General features: G+C 73.2%; 10 protein-coding genes and 4 tRNA genes. 6 read left to right on the plus strand and 8 right to left on the minus strand.

The window, feature by feature from the left end; genetic code table 11:
- Positions 1-9 precede the first annotated feature (9 nt).
- From CG747_RS05820 to CG747_RS05830, 3 genes are all read right to left on the minus strand, one after another.
- Positions 10-1,089 carry a PP2C family protein-serine/threonine phosphatase gene (locus tag CG747_RS05820; RefSeq protein ID WP_257980245.1) on the minus strand — a complete coding sequence of 360 codons (1,080 nt, stop codon included), beginning with the start codon at positions 1,087-1,089 and terminating at the stop codon, positions 10-12.
- A gap of 568 nt (positions 1,090-1,657) precedes the next feature.
- Positions 1,658-2,566: a LysR family transcriptional regulator gene (locus CG747_RS05825; RefSeq protein WP_180985406.1), complete on the minus strand. Its 909-nt coding sequence runs from the start codon at positions 2,564-2,566 to the stop codon at positions 1,658-1,660.
- A 95-nt stretch (positions 2,567-2,661) separates the two neighbouring features.
- Complete coding sequence (locus CG747_RS05830; protein ID WP_257980246.1) at positions 2,662-4,197, minus strand: MFS transporter; 1,536 nt, start codon at positions 4,195-4,197, stop codon at positions 2,662-2,664.
- Between the two features lie 383 nt (positions 4,198-4,580).
- Here CG747_RS05830 and CG747_RS05835 point away from each other — a divergent pair, with 383 nt between their 5' ends.
- Positions 4,581-5,063 (plus strand): hypothetical protein, encoded by a 483-nt coding sequence (locus CG747_RS05835; protein ID WP_100600559.1) that lies wholly within the window; start codon positions 4,581-4,583, stop codon positions 5,061-5,063.
- A gap of 202 nt (positions 5,064-5,265) precedes the next feature.
- Here the strand turns inward: CG747_RS05835 and CG747_RS05840 are convergent.
- The 4 genes from CG747_RS05840 to CG747_RS05855 all read right to left on the minus strand — a co-directional run bounded on the left by CG747_RS05840 (position 5,266) and on the right by CG747_RS05855 (position 9,413).
- A tRNA-Lys gene (locus CG747_RS05840) sits at positions 5,266-5,338 on the minus strand.
- A 316-nt stretch (positions 5,339-5,654) separates the two neighbouring features.
- A complete protein-coding gene (locus tag CG747_RS05845) occupies positions 5,655-7,961 on the minus strand; it encodes a DEAD/DEAH box helicase (RefSeq protein WP_100600560.1) in 2,307 nt (768 codons plus the stop codon).
- A gap of 233 nt (positions 7,962-8,194) precedes the next feature.
- Positions 8,195-8,935, minus strand: coding sequence for a hypothetical protein (locus CG747_RS05850; RefSeq protein WP_180985407.1), 741 nt, complete (start codon positions 8,933-8,935; stop codon positions 8,195-8,197).
- 127 nt (positions 8,936-9,062) lie between these two features.
- Complete coding sequence (locus tag CG747_RS05855; RefSeq protein WP_100600561.1) at positions 9,063-9,413, minus strand: metallopeptidase family protein; 351 nt, start codon at positions 9,411-9,413, stop codon at positions 9,063-9,065.
- 95 nt (positions 9,414-9,508) lie between these two features.
- Here CG747_RS05855 and CG747_RS05860 point away from each other — a divergent pair, with 95 nt between their 5' ends.
- The 4 genes from CG747_RS05860 (at position 9,509) to CG747_RS05875 (ending at position 11,508) form a co-directional block, all read left to right on the plus strand.
- Entirely contained in the window at positions 9,509-11,152 is a 1,644-nt protein-coding gene (locus CG747_RS05860) for a metallophosphoesterase (RefSeq protein ID WP_100600562.1), read from the plus strand.
- Between the two features lie 83 nt (positions 11,153-11,235).
- Positions 11,236-11,308, plus strand: a tRNA-Glu gene (locus CG747_RS05865).
- A gap of 47 nt (positions 11,309-11,355) precedes the next feature.
- A tRNA-Asp gene (locus tag CG747_RS05870) sits at positions 11,356-11,430 on the plus strand.
- A gap of 4 nt (positions 11,431-11,434) precedes the next feature.
- Positions 11,435-11,508 (plus strand) — tRNA-Phe (locus tag CG747_RS05875).
- A 167-nt stretch (positions 11,509-11,675) separates the two neighbouring features.
- Here CG747_RS05875 and CG747_RS05880 read toward each other — a convergent pair.
- Positions 11,676-12,755 (minus strand): hypothetical protein, encoded by a 1,080-nt coding sequence (locus CG747_RS05880; protein ID WP_100600563.1) that lies wholly within the window; start codon positions 12,753-12,755, stop codon positions 11,676-11,678.
- 236 nt (positions 12,756-12,991) lie between these two features.
- Here CG747_RS05880 and hrpA point away from each other — a divergent pair, with 236 nt between their 5' ends.
- Positions 12,992-17,011 (plus strand): ATP-dependent RNA helicase HrpA, encoded by a 4,020-nt coding sequence (hrpA, locus tag CG747_RS05885; protein ID WP_100600564.1) that lies wholly within the window; start codon positions 12,992-12,994, stop codon positions 17,009-17,011.
- Positions 17,012-17,067: the final 56 nt, after the last annotated feature.

The raw sequence follows: 17,067 nt of genomic DNA on the forward strand, positions 1-17,067 counted from the left end.
GGCCCCGCGCTACGCCTCGAAGGGCCGCTGGACCGCCATCAGGGCCATGTCGTCCGCGGGTCCCCCACCGGTGTGCCGGGCGACGTCCTCGACCACCACGTCCAGCAGGTCGTCGGGCCCGCTGAACCGGCTGCCGCGCAACCGGGCGCCCGCGTCGTAGAACCGCCCGGCCCGGTCGCGGGCCTCGGTCACCCCGTCGGTGAACAGCAGCAGCAGCGCCCCGGCCGGGAAGAACGTCTCGTCCGCGCGGTCCGGCCAGCCCGCCACGTCGCTCAGGCCCAGCGGCAGCGCGGCAACGGACGGGGCCAGCTCCCGTAGGCCGCCGTCCGGGGTGAGCAGCAGCGGGGGCGGGTGGCCCCGGTTCAGGAGGCGGAGCACGGACTGGTTCCCGGCGGGGATCTCCGCCAGGACGGCCGTGGTGAAGCCCTCGTGCTGGTCGAGGCCCGCGCGGCGCCCGCCCTCCCGTTTGATCGCCCGTTCGAGCCGGCCCGCCACCGCCTCCAGGGTGGCCTCCTGCTCCGCCGCCTCCCGAAAGGCACCGATCACCACGACCGCGGCCTCCACGGCCTCCAGCCCCTTGCCCCGTACATCGCCGACGATCATCCGCACGCCGTGCGGGGTGTCCTGGATGGCGTGCAGGTCGCCGCCGATGCGGGCGCCGGCCCGGGCGCCCACGTAGCGCGCGGCGACCGCGAGGCCGGCCAGGGTGGGGGGCGGCGCCGGCAGCACGGCCCGTTGGGCGGCCTCCGAGACGTCCCGTACGGAGGCGAGTCGGGCGTCGCTGCGCCGGACGACCCGGTTGATGCCGAGCGCCAGCAGGGACACCACGATGACCGTGATCGACTCGGTGGCGGACTGGTAGTAGTCCTCGACCCCGTGATACGTGGCGAGCAGGATCTCGGTGACGGAGGCGGCCACGGCCGTACCGGCGGTGGCCCGTAGGGAGTACAGCGGGGCCGCGACCAGAGGGGCGGCGGAGAGGAACGGCGCCGCGGTGTACTGGGGCGGCGTGACGAGGTCGAAGACCGCCCCGACGACGATCAGGACGCCGGGGAGCCAGCGCGCCAGTCGGCGACCGAGCGAGGGCATCGCGGCGCGGCGCGCCCGCCGTTCCTCCTCGCGCGTGCGGTTCCCACCGCCTCGACCCATCCGCACCGGCCTCTTCCCACTCCGCCCGTCCGGGTGGCACCCGGCACGGGTCCCGGCACCGCCGTGCTCCGCCCGCACTGCCCGTTCCGGCACCGGCCGCCGGGCCGTCCTCGCCGGCGCACCGGCCCCGTCGCGTCCGTCGTGCCGCATCCGGCCGCCGTGCGCCACCGGCCGGCGCACCGCACGTGGCCGGCGTGCCACGCGCCCGCGGATGCCCACCGGGGCGGCCTGCCACCGAGGCGGCCTGTCCACCGGCACCGGGTCGGCCCGTCCACCGGGTACGTGTCCGTGCCTGCCCGATGTCCGTGCCTGCCCGATGCCCGTGCCTGCCCGATGCCCGTGCCTGCCCGATGCCCGTGCCGGCCCGGTACGCACCGGTGCCGGCCCGGTACGCCGTGACCGCACGCCGTGCCCGAGCCCTGCCGGTTCAAGGCTTGCCGCCACGGCGCCGCTCGGCGACTCCTCCTGCGCCGAACGGGGTAGGAGCAGGCTGGGGCCACCCCGACCCCTACGGGTTCCCCCCACCGGGCTCCGGCACCGCCCCCCGCCCCTCTCCCTCGCACTGGTGGACGGTGGCCCGCGCGTGGGCGAGGAAGCGCCGGGTCAGCGGATGCCCGTGGTGCCGCGGAAAGACGAGCTGCAGCGGCATCAGGGGCGCGTCGGGGATCGCCACGAAGGAGACGAACGGGTGCACCCGTTGCCGGCCGATGGACTCCGGTACGACCCCGACGCCCCGGTTCCCGGCCACCGCCTCCAGCCACTCGTCGAAGTTCCCGCACCGGGCGGCGATTTCCGGCCGCTCCCCGGCCGGCCAGTCCGACTCGTCCGTCGTCCCTCCGACCTCGTTCAGCACCAACGGCATACGGGCCAGTTCCCGCCAACCGACCTCGTCCCGCGCGGCGAGCGGGGACCGCACCGACACGGCGGCGACCCGCCGCTCGTGCAGCAGCGTCACGGCCGTCAGGCCCGGCACGGCGGTGTTCCCGCGCAGGATCGCGACATCGACCTCGCCGCCGTCCACCCCCGCCAGTGCCGCGTCCCGCCGGAAGACCCGCGCCCCGACCCCGGTCTCCGCCTCGAACCGCTCGATGGCGGCCTGCGGCCAGGTGGCCGGAAATCCCCAGGCGAAGCCGATGCGGAAGAGGGGCACATCCGGCGTCGGCAGGAGGGCCGCCTCCAAACGGGGCAGCAGCCCCCGGAGTTCGCCGTACAGCCGCTCGCCGTCCGGGGTGAGCGTGACCTGCCGGGTGGTGCGCTCCAGGAGGCGGTAGCCGAGCAGTTCCTCCAGGCGGCGGATGGTGCGGCTGACCGTGGGCTGGGAGAGGCCGAGGCGGTCGGCCGCCCGGGTGAAGTGACGTTCCTCGGCGAGGGCCAGGAAGCAGCGGAGGTGATGCAGCTCGATGCCCGGTGTCGCCATGATCGGCATCCTAGGCGGCCCCGCGCCGGCCCCACCGGGACCGGTGAGCACCCGCCCCCACCGCCTCACGCGTCCACCGCGCCCCGCCCTCCTCCTTAAGCACCCCGCCCACCCGACGTCCCGCGCGGCACCCGCATCCCCACCCGGATCATCAGGAACGCGGCCCCGGCCACCCCGCACAGCAGCCACATCGCCGCCTGGTTGCCCCGCAGGAACAGTTCCCCGGACAGCGCCTCGGCGGCGCGCCCGTCCAGCCCGGCGTGCGCGCGCAGCAGCCCGGCCCCGGCCACGGGATCGGCCACCGCCCGCGGCACCCACTCCCCGCCCGGCAGACCGCGTGCGGCGAGCGCCGCGTCCAGCGCCTCCCGCGCCGCCCGGCGGTGGACCGCCATCCCCACCGCCAACCCGATCGCCCCGCCCAGGTTGTGGAAGGTCCACGACGCGCCGACCGCCGTCCCGGCCAGCCGCTCCGGTACGGCCGACAGCGCGGCCACGGTGGCCGGTCCCAGGACGAACGCCCAGCCGATCCCCATCAGCGCGAACGCCGCCACCACGAAGGCGACCGGGCGGTCCCGGGTGAACTGCGCCTGCAACGCCGCCGACAGGGCGAACGCCGCGAAGCCCCCGCACAGCAGCAGCCGCGGCGGGAACCGGTCCGCCAGCCGCCCCACCACGGGCGACAGCACCGCCATCACCGCCGTGCACGGCAGCAGCATCAGTCCGCTCACGGTGGCCCCGTAGTGCCGCACGGACACCAGGTACAGCGGCATCAGGAAGAACGCCAGGCAGTAGAAGAACGCCAGGGAGAAATCGGCGGTGAGCGCGCCGAGGAAAATGCGGTTCCCGAACAGCCGGAAATCGACGAGGGGCGCCGCCACCTTCCGCTCCACTACGCAGAACACCCCGACACCGACCGTTCCCGCGACCAGCAGCCCCACAATGCGACCGGACGTCCACCCCCAGGAATCCCCCAATGTGAGAGCGAGAACGAGCGCGGGCAGCGCGAGGCTGATCAATACCAGCCCCGGCCAGTCCGGCTTTCCGGCGTCCGCGGCCGGGCCCCGCGATTCCCGTACCGCGGATAAGCACACCGCCAGCCCGACAACGGTCAACGGCACGTTCAGCCAGAACACCCAGCGCCAGTTCAGCCCGCCGACGACCAGTCCGCCCAGCACCGGCCCGAGCGCCAGCCCGAGCCCGTTGACGCCGTAGAGCGCCCCGATGGCCCTGCCGCGGTGCGCCGGCGGGAAGGTGTCCGAGACCAGGGCGCCGGTGCTGGTGTAGAGCACGGCGCAGGCGGCCCCCTGGACGAAGCGGCAGACGACCAGCGTCCCTACGTCCGGCGCGCACCCGGCCGCCAGCGAGGCGGCGCCGAAGACCGCGGTCCCGAGGTACAGCACCCGCCGCCGGCCGTGCCGGTCGGCGAGCCGCCCCATGGTCACCATGAACATCGACAGCGCGACGATGAAGACATTGACGATCAGCTGGAGTTCGGTGACCGTGGCCCCCATATCCCGCTGAATGGCCGGCGCCGCGGTATTGACGATGGTGAGGTCGATACAGCCGAGGAAACTGATGAGGCCCAGCCCGGCGAATGCCCGCCACCGGCGGCCCGCCCCGTCCCCGCGCACGGTCCCTTCAATGGCGGGCCGTACGCACCGCCCTCCCCCGCCACTTGCACACTCAGCGGAATGCACGCACTCGGTCGTCAAGATTCCCCCCTCGGGCCGATGGACAGGGTCCACGCCATTCCCCCGTCATTCACCGATGACGCTAGGTACGGCATCCGGCCCGAACAAATAGCCGCCCCGCCCACCCCATACGCACCGCGCATGAATCAGCGGCCGCCGCCCCGGCCCGCACCGCCCGTCACGGGCCGCCCTCCCCCGACGGCTCGACGCTCCGCAGCGGGCGTTAGCGGGGCGTTAGCCGTACGGCGAGGGAGCATCAGCAGCGGCCGACAGTCTTGTTCTCACGCACCCGGCACACCACTCCGAGAAAACGGGGGACCACCATGTCGCACCGCACCGCACTCCACCACGCCCGCAAGGCCGCCGCCGCCGTCGTGATCACCGTCGCCGCGTTCGGGCTCACCGCCTGCCAGGGCGGCGGCACCAGCGCCGCGCCCTCCTCCACCTCGGCGGGCACCCAGCAGTCCGCCACCGCCGCCGCCAAGACCACCCAGGGCTCCGCCGACAAGACCACCCAAGGCTCCGCCGACAAGGCGCCGTCGGCCAACCACAAGAAGTCCGGGCTGCGTTGCACGGACCAGATCAACTACGCCGGGGACCCCCGGTCCAACGCCGACATCAACACCATCGGCGAGAAGACCGGCCACTGCCCCACGCCCGAGAAGGCCGGCGCCCCCGCCAACCCCCCGAAGAAGCCCGGAGTGCGCTGCACCGACCAGATCAACTACGCCGGAGACCCCCGGTCCAACGCCGACATCAACACCATCGGCGAGAAGACCGGCCACTGCCCGGCGGTCCACCACTAGTGGGTCCGTGCGGTCTCCGCCCGCTCCACCAAAAGGCCGGCGGCAGGGCGCGTCCCGCGACCGGCGAACCGCACCACCCGGCCCGCTTCGCGCCCGCACGAGGGCGGAAACAGGGGCAAGAACGACAGAGCGTCCCGCCCGGTAAGCCCGGACGGGACGCTCATGTGCAGTTCGGCGGGGGAACCGCCGGCACTGCTGACGGTGGGCCATCAGGGGCTCGAACCCTGAACCAATGGATTAAAAGTCCACTGCTCTGCCAATTGAGCTAATGGCCCGCACCGAGCAGCATAGCCCGAGGACGCGCCGCACCCCGAAGGCATTAGGGATCTGGCCGATCTACGGCGTGCCGCAGCCGTGCTCCACCGGCCACGATTCCCCGGCCACGGCCGTGCGCCGCGCCCCTGCGAGGCGCCCACGGCCACCACGCCCCCGAGCGCGCACCCGCCCCGCAACGCACCGGCGCGCACCCCGCCGCCCCGCCCGCGACGCCCCAACGCACAGGGCCCGTACGGCACTTGAGTGCGGTACGGGCCCTGTGCAGGTCGGGCGGCCTATCGGCGAGTATCAGCCACGCCGTCGGCCGTCATCGACTCAGCCGTTGCGCTTCCAGCGCGGCTTGTCGTCGCGGCGGCCGAAGCCGGACGCGCTGCCGGAGCCGGACGCGCTGCCGGAGCCGCGGTGGTCGTCCCGCCGGCCGTAGGGACGGTCGCCGGAGGCACGGAAGCCGGAGGCCGGACGGCCGGCGGAGCGGTCGTCACGGTTGAACGGGCGGTCGCCGCCGCCGGAACGGTAGCCACCGGAGGGGCGCCCGCCACGGTCGTCACGGTTGAACGGACGGGCCGGGCGGTCACCGCGGTCCCGGCCGAAGCCGCCACGGTCGTCACGACGCTCGAAGGTACGGCCGCCACGGTCGTCACGACGGTCCCGGTCCCGGTCCCGGCCGAAGCCGCCGCGGTCGTCGCGGCGCTCGTCACGACGCTCGAAGGTACGGCCGCTACGGTCGTCACGACGGTCCCGGTCCCGGTCCCGGCCGAAGCCGCCACGGTCGTCACGACGGTCCCGGCCGAAGCCGCCGCGGTCGTCACGGCGCTCGTCACGACGCTCGAAGGAACGGCCGCCACGGTCGTCACGACGGTCGTCGCGGCGCTCGAAAGAACGGCCACCGCGCTCCTCGCGACGGTCCCGCCGCTCGAAGTTCCCGCGCTCGTCACGACGCTCACCGCGCCGGTCGTCACGGCGGTCGTCACGACGCTCGAAAGAACGGCGGTCGCTCGGCCCGGCCTGCGCCGGCACCACGGCCTCGGCGGTCTGGGCCGCCTCGGCCGCCGCCTCCGCGGTCGCCTGGGCGTTCGCCGCCAGCGCCTCCGCCGGGTCCTCGCCACGCTCGCGGGCGGCCCGCGCGGTCAGCCGGTCGGCGTCCTCGCGCAGCTCGGTGGCGCGGCGCTGCAGCCGCTCCAGTTCCTTGGCGAGGACGCTGACCTCGCGCTCCGCCTGCTTGGCGGTGTTGTTCGCCGACTCGGCCTGGACCTCGGTGAGCGAACGCGCACCGGTGATCCGGGCCAGGTCCTCGTCGAAGGCACCGGCGCCGCCGACGATGTGGCGCGAGGCGTCCACGCCCGCGTCCTCCATCAGGCGGAAGATCTGCCGGCGCTGGTGCGGCAGCGACAGCGAGACGACGGTGCCGGACTGGCCGGCGCGGGCGGTACGGCCCGAGCGGTGCAGGTAGTCCTTGTGGTCACCGGCCGGGTCGACGTTCAGGACCAGGTCGATGCCGTCGACGTGGATACCGCGGGCGGCGACGTCGGTGGCGACCAGCGCGTTGAGGTAGCCGTCCTTGAAGTCCGCGAGCACCCGGGTACGGGCGCCCTGCGTCATGCCGCCGTGCAGCGCGTCCGCCGTCACGCCCGCCTCGATCAGCTGCTCGGCGACCCGCTCGGCGCCCAGCTGGGTGCGGACGAAGATGATGGTGCGGCCCTTGCGGGCGGCGATCGCGGCGGTGACCGGCGCCTTGTCCTTCGGCTTCACGACGAGGACGTGGTGGGTCATGGTCGTGACGTTGCCCTGGGCGCTGTCGACCTCGTGGCTGACCGGGTTGGTCAGGTAGCGCTTGACCAGCGTGGAGATCTCGTTCTCCATCGTGGCCGAGAACAGCATCCGCTGGCCGCCGTCGGGCACCTGGTCCAGCAGCTCGGTGACCTCGGGCAGGAAGCCCAGGTCGGACATCTGGTCGGCCTCGTCGAGGACGGCGACCTGGACGTCCGCCAGGGAGCAGGCGCCGCGGTTGATGATGTCGCGCAGTCGGCCCGGGGTGGCGACGAGGATGTCGACGCCGCGCTCCAGGGCGTAGATCTGGTTGCCCATGGACGTACCGCCGCAGACGACCTTCATCTTCAGGCCGAGCACGTCGCCGTACGGCTGGAGGGCGTCCGCGACCTGCATTGCGAGCTCACGGGTCGGGGTGAGGATGACCGCACGCGGCTTCTTCTTCTCGGTGCGGCCCTCGGCCAGGCGGGCCAGGGTCGGCAGACCGAAGGAGAGGGTCTTGCCGGAGCCGGTGCGGCCGCGGCCCAGGATGTCCTTGCCGGCCAGCGCGTCCGGGATGGTCGCGGCCTGGATCGGGAACGGGGTGGTGACACCGTTCTGCGCGAGCTTGCGGACGACGCCCTCGGGGAGCCCGAGGTCGGCGAAGGTCACGGTCGGCTCGTCGGCGTCCTCGGCGCCGTCGGCGGCGTCCTCGGCCACGGCGGGCTCGGCAACCTCGGCCTCGGTGCCGGCGTCGACCGCCGGGGTCGCCTCTACGGCCTCGACGGTCTCGACGGTCTCGACCGTCTCGGGAGCCGACTGCTCGGACTGCTCGTCGCGTGCGGGCAGGGCGGACTGATCAATGGAAATGGACATGCGAAATGCGAAACCTTCCGGAGTCTCGGCACGCGCCCACAACTCCGTGTGATTTCACAAAGACCGCCTCTATGCGGTCAGCCACGGCAAGGGAGAGAACGCGCCACACGGCGCGCTTTTTTCAGGGCGCCGGGCAAATGGGATCAAACGATCTACCACCATACGCACCCTTCCCCCCACAAGGCAAATGCGCCCCGATCCACCCCGCCCACCCCGGCCCGGGACCACACCTCTCAGACGTCCCACTCCGCCTGGGGCGACAGCTGCGAGGACAGCGCCGATGACCCGTCCCCCGGCGCGGACGAGTGCGCCGGGGACGACGAGGACGACAGGGACGCCGCCGCCGACGACTTCGGGGAGAACCTCGGGCTCAAGGGCGACGGACCGGACGCCTGGGCGCCACCGGCCGGCGACGGGGAACCGCCCGACGGCCCGCTCGGCCGGGCGCTCGGCGAGCCGGAGGCCGGCGCGCTGGGCGGGGACGACGGATGGGCGGGCCGGGACGGCGAGGGCTGCGCGGGCCCCGACGGGCCGACCGGGCCGGCGGTCCCGCCGTGGGCCGGCCCCGGCTCCGGGCCGGACGGCTTGGCCGGCTGCGGGGGCGCCGACGGCACCGACGACGGCTCGGCGCTCGGCGACGCCCCCGCATCGCCCTCCCGGTCCGTCCCGGCGTCCCCGCCCGCCGGCTGCGCGGGGCCGCCGCGGCCCATCCGCCGCGGACCGTCGCCCCGCCCGTCGGCGGTCAGCCCGCCGGGGCGGTGGGCCTTCCCCTTCCCGTCGCCGTGCCGGGTGGCGCTGCCCGACGGCACGGGCTGTCCGGGATCGCTGACGTTCATACAGCCGGCCAGTGAGGCGGCCAGCGCGGAGACGGTCACCGCGGCGGCCGTGACCCGCGCCATCGGGCGCCCGGCCGGCCCGGACGCGGCGGCCCTGGTGGGGGGCGGATCGACGGCGGACTGCGGGCGAGGGGGCATCGGGCACACGGGCGGGACCTCCGGATCCGGAGCGCGGGGACGGCGTCGGACGCCCTGCCCAACTCCCGTCCCCCGCCCGAGGACACGCCAGGGCCGGCACGCGCGCCCCCGCCGCCCGCCGCGCCCCTCAGCCGTAGCCGAGCGCGTGCAGCCGCGCGTCGTCGATCCCGAAGTGATGCGCGATCTCGTGAACGACCGTCACTTCCGTCTCCGCGACCACGTCTTCCTTCGTGTCGCACATGCGCAGCGTCGGCCCGCGGTAGACGGTGATCCGGTCCGGCAGGACACCCGCGTACCACTCGCCGCGGTCGGTCAGCGGCGTCCCCTCGTACAGGCCGAGCAGCTCCGGGTCGTCGGCCGGCGGTTCGTCCTCGACGAAGACCGCCACGTTGTCCATCAGCCGGGTCAGTTCCGGCGGGATCCGGTCCAGCGACTCGGCGACCAGTTCCTCGAACTCCTCGCGCGTCATTTCCAGCACGCCACCATTGTCCGCCACCGCTCCCCGCCGGCGGGTCCCGCGAGCGGAGCCGCGCCGTCCCGCATGACGGACGGCACAGCGGGCATAGGGGACCAATGGCCCGCGCCGCGCGCTCCCGGACACCGCACCCCGACCCGCCAGGCCGCCCGCGTCTCCGCCTCCCCGGTCCCCGCCTCCCCGGCCGCCGGAGGCACCCGGCCGCACCCGACCGGTCCGGTACCGGGCGGGACCGGCCCGCCACCCGCCGTACGGCCCCGGGCGGCACCCTCGCGCCGCCCGCGCACCCGTACGCCCGGGCCCTCGGCCTGCTGGCCGTCAGCGCGCTCGGCGCCTGGCTGGGGCTGCTGGTCCTCGGCGGCGTCCGAGCCCCGGTCGGCCCGATGGACACCAGCATGGCGCTGCGCCCCTCCCTGGCCGGCGGCACCCGGATCACCGTCCCGCCCCTGGGCGACCTGGAACTGGACAGCCACACCGCCCCCGTCCGCCTCGACGTCGACGTGGACCGGCTGGACCCGGCCCGCTCCGCCGAGCTGGTCGACCACCCGGAGCGGTTCGCCGGCCTCCAGAAGCAGGTCACCCACGACGTGCTCCGCGGCGCCGCCGGCCTGGCGGCGGCCTCCTGCGCCGCGGTGGTCAGCGGCGCCACCGCGCTGGGCCTGGTCGTCTACCGCCGCCCGCGCCGCGCCCTGGCCGCCGGCGGACTCGCCCTCACCCTGCTCACCGCCTCCGGGGCCGCCGCCTACGCCACCTGGAACCCGCAGTCCGTCCTGGAGCCGCGGTTCTCCGGACTGCTCTCGTCCGCCCCGTCCGTGGTCGGCACCGCCCGCAACATCGTCAGCGAATTCGACGTCTACCAAAAGGAGTTGGCGCGCCTGGTCACCAACGTCAGCAAGCTCTACGACACCGCCTCGACGCTGCCCGCCTACCAGCCGGACCCGACCACCCTCCGCGTCCTGCACGTCTCCGACATCCACCTCAACCCGGCCGGCTGGCACCTCGTCGCCTCGCTGGTGAAGCAGTACCGGATCGACGTGATCATCGACACCGGCGACACCATGGACCACGGCTCGGCCGCCGAGAACCACTTCCTGGACCCCGTCTCCACCCTGGGCGCGCCGTACGTCTGGGTCCGCGGCAACCACGACTCGCGCGGCACCCAGCGCTACCTGACCGGCCGCAGGCACGTCACCGTCCTCGACGACGGACAGGTCACCCAGGTGGCCGGGGTACGCATCGCGGGCGTCGGCGACCCGCAGTTCACCCCGGACCGCACGGTGGCGGCGGCCGGCGACGCGGCCGAGCGCGCCGCCGGCACCCGGCTCGCCGGCGCGCTGCGCACCCAGCGGCTGGCCGGCACCCCGGTCGACATCGCGCTGGCCCACAACCCCGCCGCGGCGGCCGAGGCGGACGGACTGGTCCCGCTGGCCCTGGCGGGTCACCTCCACCACCGCGAGATCAGCACGCTCCCCCGGGGCACCCGGCTGATGGTCGAGGGCTCCACGGGCGGCGGCGGGCTGCGCGCCGTCCAGAACAAGCAGCCCGCGCCCGTGCAGGCTTCGGTGCTCTACCTGGACCGCACCACCAGACGACTCCAGGCGTGGGACGAGATCACCCTGGGCGGACTGGGCCTGACGCGGGCCGAGGTCAGCCGTCATCTGCCCCGCGAGAACCAGCCCGCGGCACCGGGCGGCACCCCGTCAGCGAGCCCGTCGGCGACGGCTTCCGGCACGGCCGGGTAAACCGTTTTGGCGAACGGTCCTCCCATCCCATATGCTTCTCACGTCCCCGACGGAGCCGGTAGCGGCGCCAAGGCGGGCCATCAGCCCTCATCGTCTAGTGGCCCAGGACGCCGCCCTTTCAAGGCGGTAGCACGGGTTCGAATCCCGTTGGGGGCACGCACCACCGTGTGCGAGACTGGTGCAAGCCACCTCGCACAATGCAAGGTCCTGTGGAGCAGTTTGGAGTGCTCGCCACCCTGTCAAGGTGGAGGCCGCGGGTTCAAATCCCGTCAGGACCGCTGCGGCTGGGTAGCTCAGTTGGTACGAGCGTCCGCCTGAAAAGCGGAAGGTCGCCGGTTCGACCCCGGCCCCAGCCACACCCATTGGGAGAAGGTCCCGGTTCGTTTTCGAACCGGGACCTTCTTCTTTGTCCGGATGTCCTTGGCCGGCCTCTCGTCGGGACTTCGGAAATTTTCTCGTCGGGAATTCCGCCCCGCCGGCGGCCCGCGCGGATACCGGGTCTTCCGGCGTCGGCGCCGGGGGTTCAGGCGTCGGCGGCGTGCGCGGGCGCGGGGGCCGGTTCGCGGCCGCCCGGGTGACGGTGCCGCCAGCCCCAGAAGACCGCGCAGGAGAGCGCCGACCAGCCGGCCAGCACCAGGAACGGGAAGGCATGCTGGTGGCCGCTGAAGTAGACCGCGGTGTGCTGGGCGTTGACCGAGGCGCCGGGCGGCAGCCAGCGGCCGATCTGGCCGAGGACGGACGGGAGCAGCGGCCAGGAGACCGCGCCGCCGGACGAGGGGTTGCCGAGGAGGACCATCAGCCCCCAGGTGGGGATCATCGCCCAGCGGCCCATCAGGGTGTTGAACATCGTGAAGACCATGCCGGACGTGAACATGGTCAGCGCGAGGATCATCCAGGACTCGGCGAACGGCAGCCGGAGCGCGCCCAGCCACCAGTCCGCCACCGCGGCGATGGCGAAGCCGCCGAGCAGGGCGTAGGCCACGGTGAAGGCGACCCGCTCGACCGGGTTGAGGGCGCGGGCGTGCACGCTGAGCTGGATGGCGCCGACGAAGCCGATGATCACGGCCGCCAGGGAGATGTAGAAGAGCGCCAGGCCGCGCGGATCGCCGTGCTGCAGCGGCTTGATGTCGCGGACGGTGACCTGCACGCCGGTGGCCGGGCCGACCTTGGCGGCGGCCTCGGACAGCAGTTGGGCCACCGACGCGCCGGAGGCGCCGGACACGTCCAGTGCCACCCCGCGGCCGCGGGCGCGCAGCACCGCGAACTCGCGCTGCTCGTCGACGGCGTTCCGGGCGTCGGCGTAGGTGGCGTAACCGGTCAGCCGCAGGGAGGCGTCGAGGGCCTGCTCCATACCGGCGACGAAGGTCTTGTACTGCGGGGCGGCGGGGGTGGTGACCACGGCCGTGGGGATGTGGCGCGGGGCCGGGTTGGCCATGGCGTAGGTGTACGAGCCGGCGAAGAGGCCGGCCGCCGCGGCGAGGATGAACATCAGGACGACCGCCGGGAGGAACGGCGATCTCTTGAAGGCCGCCCAGTGCTCCGGCCAGGTCCGGGGCCGGCCGTGTGCGCCATGGGGAACGGCGTCATCTTCATGATCACGCATAGGAAACACGCTAAGGCACCGATGTCGGGCATACCGCCCGGCGAATCCCCTCCCGATCGGCCCGGGGATTCCCCTCGTGAGGGGTCCGGGGCACGGCGCCGGGTCCGGCCCGGGGCGTTCCGCCGGAGTACGCCGGGCCCGGTCGGCGACGATCCGCCCTGGTGGGGGCACCGGTCCGGGCGCCGCCGGCAAATCGTTCGCCAGTCTTTTCCGCGAGGTGAGATCCTGGGGAGCGTATGTCCAGTCAGCCTGCCTCCGCCCTGTCCGACGGTGCCGCCTCCACGCTGCCCTCCCTGCTGAAGCGACTTCCCGAGCTGATGCTGCGCGACCAGCAGCGGCTGGGGCGCCGGCTCGACGGCGCGCGCCGGATCCGCAAGCCCGAGGCCCGGGCCGCGGTGCTCACCGAGATCGCCGCCGGCGTCGACGAGGCCGAGCTCCGCGTGGCGCAGCGGCGCGCCGCGACGCCGGCCGTGAGCTATCCGGCGGAGCTCCCGGTCAGCCAGAAGAAGGACGAGATCCTGGCGGCCGTCCGCGACCACCAGGTGGTGATCGTCGCGGGCGAGACCGGTTCCGGGAAGACCACCCAGATCCCCAAGATCTGCCTGGAGCTCGGGCGCGGCGTCCAGGGGCTGATCGGGCACACCCAGCCGCGCCGGATCGCGGCCCGTACGGTCGCCGAGCGGGTGGCCGAGGAGCTGAAGACCCCGCTGGGCGAGGCGGTCGGCTGGAAGGTCCGCTTCACCGACCAGGTCGGCGACGACACCCTCGTCAAGCTGATGACGGACGGCATCCTGCTCGCCGAGATCCAGACGGACCGGGAGCTGCGCCAGTACGACACGATCATCATCGACGAGGCGCACGAGCGCAGCCTCAACATCGACTTCATCCTGGGCTACCTGGCGCAGCTGCTGCCCAAGCGCCCGGATCTGAAGGTGGTCATCACCTCCGCGACCATCGACCCCGAGCGGTTCTCCCGGCACTTCGGGGACGCGCCGATCGTCGAGGTCTCCGGGCGCACGTATCCGGTGGAGGTGCGGTACCGCCCCCTGCTGGAGGAGGGCGGCCAGACTGCATCTGATTTCAGGGACGCCGACCGCGACCAGATCACGGCGATCTGCGACGCGGTGGACGAGCTCCAGGCCGAGGGCCCCGGCGACGTCCTGGTCTTCCTCTCCGGCGAGCGCGAGATCCGGGACACCGCGGACGCGCTCAACAAGAAGAACCTCCCCGCCACGGAGGTGCTGCCGCTGTACGCCCGGCTCTCGCACGCCGAGCAGCACCGGGTCTTCCAGCGCCACACCGGCCGCCGGATCGTGCTGGCCACCAACGTCGCCGAGACCTCGCTGACGGTCCCCGGCATCAAGTACGTGATCGACCCCGGCATGGCCCGGATCTCCCGCTACAGCTTCCGCACGAAGGTGCAGCGGCTGCCCATCGAGCCGGTGTCGCAGGCCAGCGCCAACCAGCGCAAGGGCCGCTGCGGCCGGACCAGCGACGGCATCTGCATCCGGCTGTACTCCGAGGACGACTTCCTGACCCGCCCGGAGTTCACCGACGCGGAGATCCTGCGGACCAACCTCGCCTCCGTCATCCTCCAGATGACCGCGGCCGGCCTCGGCGACATCGAGAAGTTCCCGTTCATCGACCCGCCGGACCGCCGCAACATCAAGGACGGCGTCGACCTGCTGCGCGAGCTGGGGGCGCTGGACACCGCGCAGAAGTCCGCCCGGCAGGGGCAGGCGGGGCAGCAGCTGACCCCGCTGGGCCGCCAGCTCTCCCAGCTTCCGGTGGACCCGCGGCTGGCCCGCATGGTGCTGGAGGCGGACCGCAACGGCTGTGTCCGCGAGGTCATGGTGATCGCGGCGGCGCTGTCCATCCAGGACCCGCGGGAGCGGCCCTCGGACAAGCAGCAGCAGGCCGACCAGCAGCACGCCCGCTTCAAGGACGAGACGTCGGACTTCCTGGCGTTCCTCAACCTCTGGAGTTACGTCCGCGAGCAGCAGAAGGCGCTCTCCTCGTCCGCGTTCCGCCGGATGTGCCGCTCGGAGTTCCTGAACTATCTGCGGATACGTGAGTGGCAGGACATCTATTCGCAACTGCGGACGGTCGCCAAGGGCATGGGCGTCCACCTCAACGAGACGGACGCGGCTCCGGAGCACATCCACACCTCCCTGCTTTCTGGTTTGCTTTCGCACATCGGACTCAAGGACACGGACGCCAAGAACGAGTACCTGGGCGCCCGCAGTGCGAAATTCGCGGTGTTCCCCGGCTCCGCCCTCTTCAAGAAGCCGCCGCGCTGGGTGATGTCCGCGGAGCTGGTCGAGACCTCCCGGCTGTGGGCGCGGGTGAACGCCCGCGTCGAGCCGGAGTGGATCGAGCCGCTGGCCCAGCACCTCGTGAAGCGGACGTACAGCGAGCCCCACTGGGAACAGAAGATGGCCGCGGTGATGGCGTACGAGCGGGTGACGCTCTACGGCGTCCCGATCGTCGCCCAGCGCAAGGTCAACTACGGACGGATCGACGCCGAGGTCTCCCGCGACCTGTTCATCCGGAACGCCCTGGTGGAGGGCGACTGGCGCACCCACCACCAGTTCTTCCATGACAACCGCAAACTCCTCGGCGAGGTCGAGGAGTTGGAGCACCGCGCCCGGCGCCGCGACATCCTCGTCGACGACGAGACCCTCTTCGACTTCTACGACCAGCGGATCCCGGCGGACGTGGTCTCCGGGGCGCACTTCGACTCCTGGTGGAAGAAGAAGCACCGGGAAGAGCCGGACCTGCTCAACTTCGAGCACTCGATGCTCATCAACGAGTCGGCCGAGGCGGTCACCAAGGACGACTATCCGGACTCCTGGCGGCAGGGGAAGCTGAAGTTCAAGGTCACCTACCAGTTCGAGCCCGGCGCGGACGCGGACGGCGTCACCGTCCACATCCCGCTCCAGGTCCTCAACCAGGTCTCCTCCGAGGGCTTCGACTGGCAGATCCCGGGCCTGCGCGAGCAGCTGGTGACCGAGCTGATCCGCTCGCTGCCCAAGCCGATCCGCCGCAACTACGTACCGGCGCCGAACTTCGCCACCCGCTTCCTGGACACCACCGTCCCCCTCCAGGGCGCCCTGACGGCCTCGCTGGCCGCCGGCCTCCAGCGGATGGTGGGGGTGCCGGTGGACGCCGCGGACTTCGACGTCGCCAAGGTCCCGGACCACCTGAAGATCACCTTCCGGGTGGTCGACGAACGCCGCCGCAAGCTCGCCGAGGCCAAGGACCTGGAGGCGCTGCGGCTCCAGCTGAAGCCCAAGACCCGGGCGGCCATCTCCCGGGCCTTCGAGCAGGCCGCCGAGCGGCCCGGCAAGGGCGGCCGGGGCGAGACCCCGCCGGCCGGCCCGGAGCAGCGCACCGGGCTGACGTCCTGGACGATCGGCACGCTGCCGCGCACCTTCGAGACCCGCCGCGCCGGCCAGCCCGTGAAGGCGTACCCGGCGCTGGTCGACGAGGGCAGCACTGTCGCGGTGCGCCTGTACGACACCGAGGCCGAGCAGCTGGCCGCCATGTGGGCCGGCACCCGCCGCCTCATCCTGCTCAACATCCCCGCCAACCCCGCCAAGTTCGCCCAGGACAAGCTGAGCAACCAGCAGAAGCTGGCGCTCTCCCGCAATCCGCACGGCTCCATCGCGGCGCTCTTCGAGGACTGCGTGACCGCCGCCGCGGACCGGCTGATCGCGGCCCGGGGCGGCCCGGCGTGGGACGAGGAGGCGTTCCGCAAGCTCTTCGACGCGGTGCGGGCCGATCTGGTCGACGCGACGCTGAAGACCATCCAGCAGGCGCAGGAGGTGCTGGCCGCCTGGCAGGCGTGCGAGCGCCGGCTGAAGGCGACCGCGTTCCCCTCCCTGCTGCCGTCGCTGGCGGACGTCAAGGAGCAGCTGGCGGAGCTGATCAAGCCGGGCTTCGTGACCGCGCACGGCGCCAAGCGGCTGCCGGACCTGATGCGCTACCTGGTCGCCGCCGACCGCCGCCTGACGCAGCTGCCCACCAACGCCGAGCGGGACCGCAGCCGGATGGCGAAGGTCAAGGAGATGCAGGACGAATACGCCTGGCTGCTGGAGCAGTTCCCCCAGGGGCGCCCGGTACCGGCCGCGGCCCGGGAGATCCGCTGGATGATCGAGGAGCTGCGGGTGAGCTACTTCGCGCACGCCCTGGGCACCGCGTACCCGGTCTCCGACAAGCGGATCATGAAGGCGGTGGACGCCGCGGCTCCGTAGGCCGGGACCGAGCGCGGGGGCGGCAGCCGGGACCGAGTTCGACCGCACCCCCTGAC

The sequence above is a fragment of the Streptomyces sp. CB02959 genome (assembly GCF_002803155.1).
Classification (GTDB): Bacteria; Actinomycetota; Actinomycetes; order Streptomycetales; family Streptomycetaceae; genus Streptomyces.

Bases quoted from the DNA above. Each gene is read 5' to 3' on its own strand.
- CG747_RS05820 (WP_257980245.1), bottom strand. From the start codon at position 1,089: ATGCCCTCGCTCGGTCGCCGACTGGCGCGCTGGCTCCCCGGCGTCCTG.
- CG747_RS05825 (WP_180985406.1), bottom strand. From the start codon at position 2,566: ATGGCGACACCGGGCATCGAGCTGCATCACCTCCGCTGCTTCCTGGCC.
- CG747_RS05835 (WP_100600559.1), top strand. From the start codon at position 4,581: ATGTCGCACCGCACCGCACTCCACCACGCCCGCAAGGCCGCCGCCGCC.
- CG747_RS05845 (WP_100600560.1), bottom strand. From the start codon at position 7,961: ATGTCCATTTCCATTGATCAGTCCGCCCTGCCCGCACGCGACGAGCAG.
- CG747_RS05850 (WP_180985407.1), bottom strand. From the start codon at position 8,935: ATGCCCCCTCGCCCGCAGTCCGCCGTCGATCCGCCCCCCACCAGGGCC.
- CG747_RS05860 (WP_100600562.1), top strand. From the start codon at position 9,509: ATGGCCCGCGCCGCGCGCTCCCGGACACCGCACCCCGACCCGCCAGGC.
- CG747_RS05880 (WP_100600563.1), bottom strand. From the start codon at position 12,755: ATGCGTGATCATGAAGATGACGCCGTTCCCCATGGCGCACACGGCCGG.
- hrpA (WP_100600564.1), top strand. From the start codon at position 12,992: ATGTCCAGTCAGCCTGCCTCCGCCCTGTCCGACGGTGCCGCCTCCACG.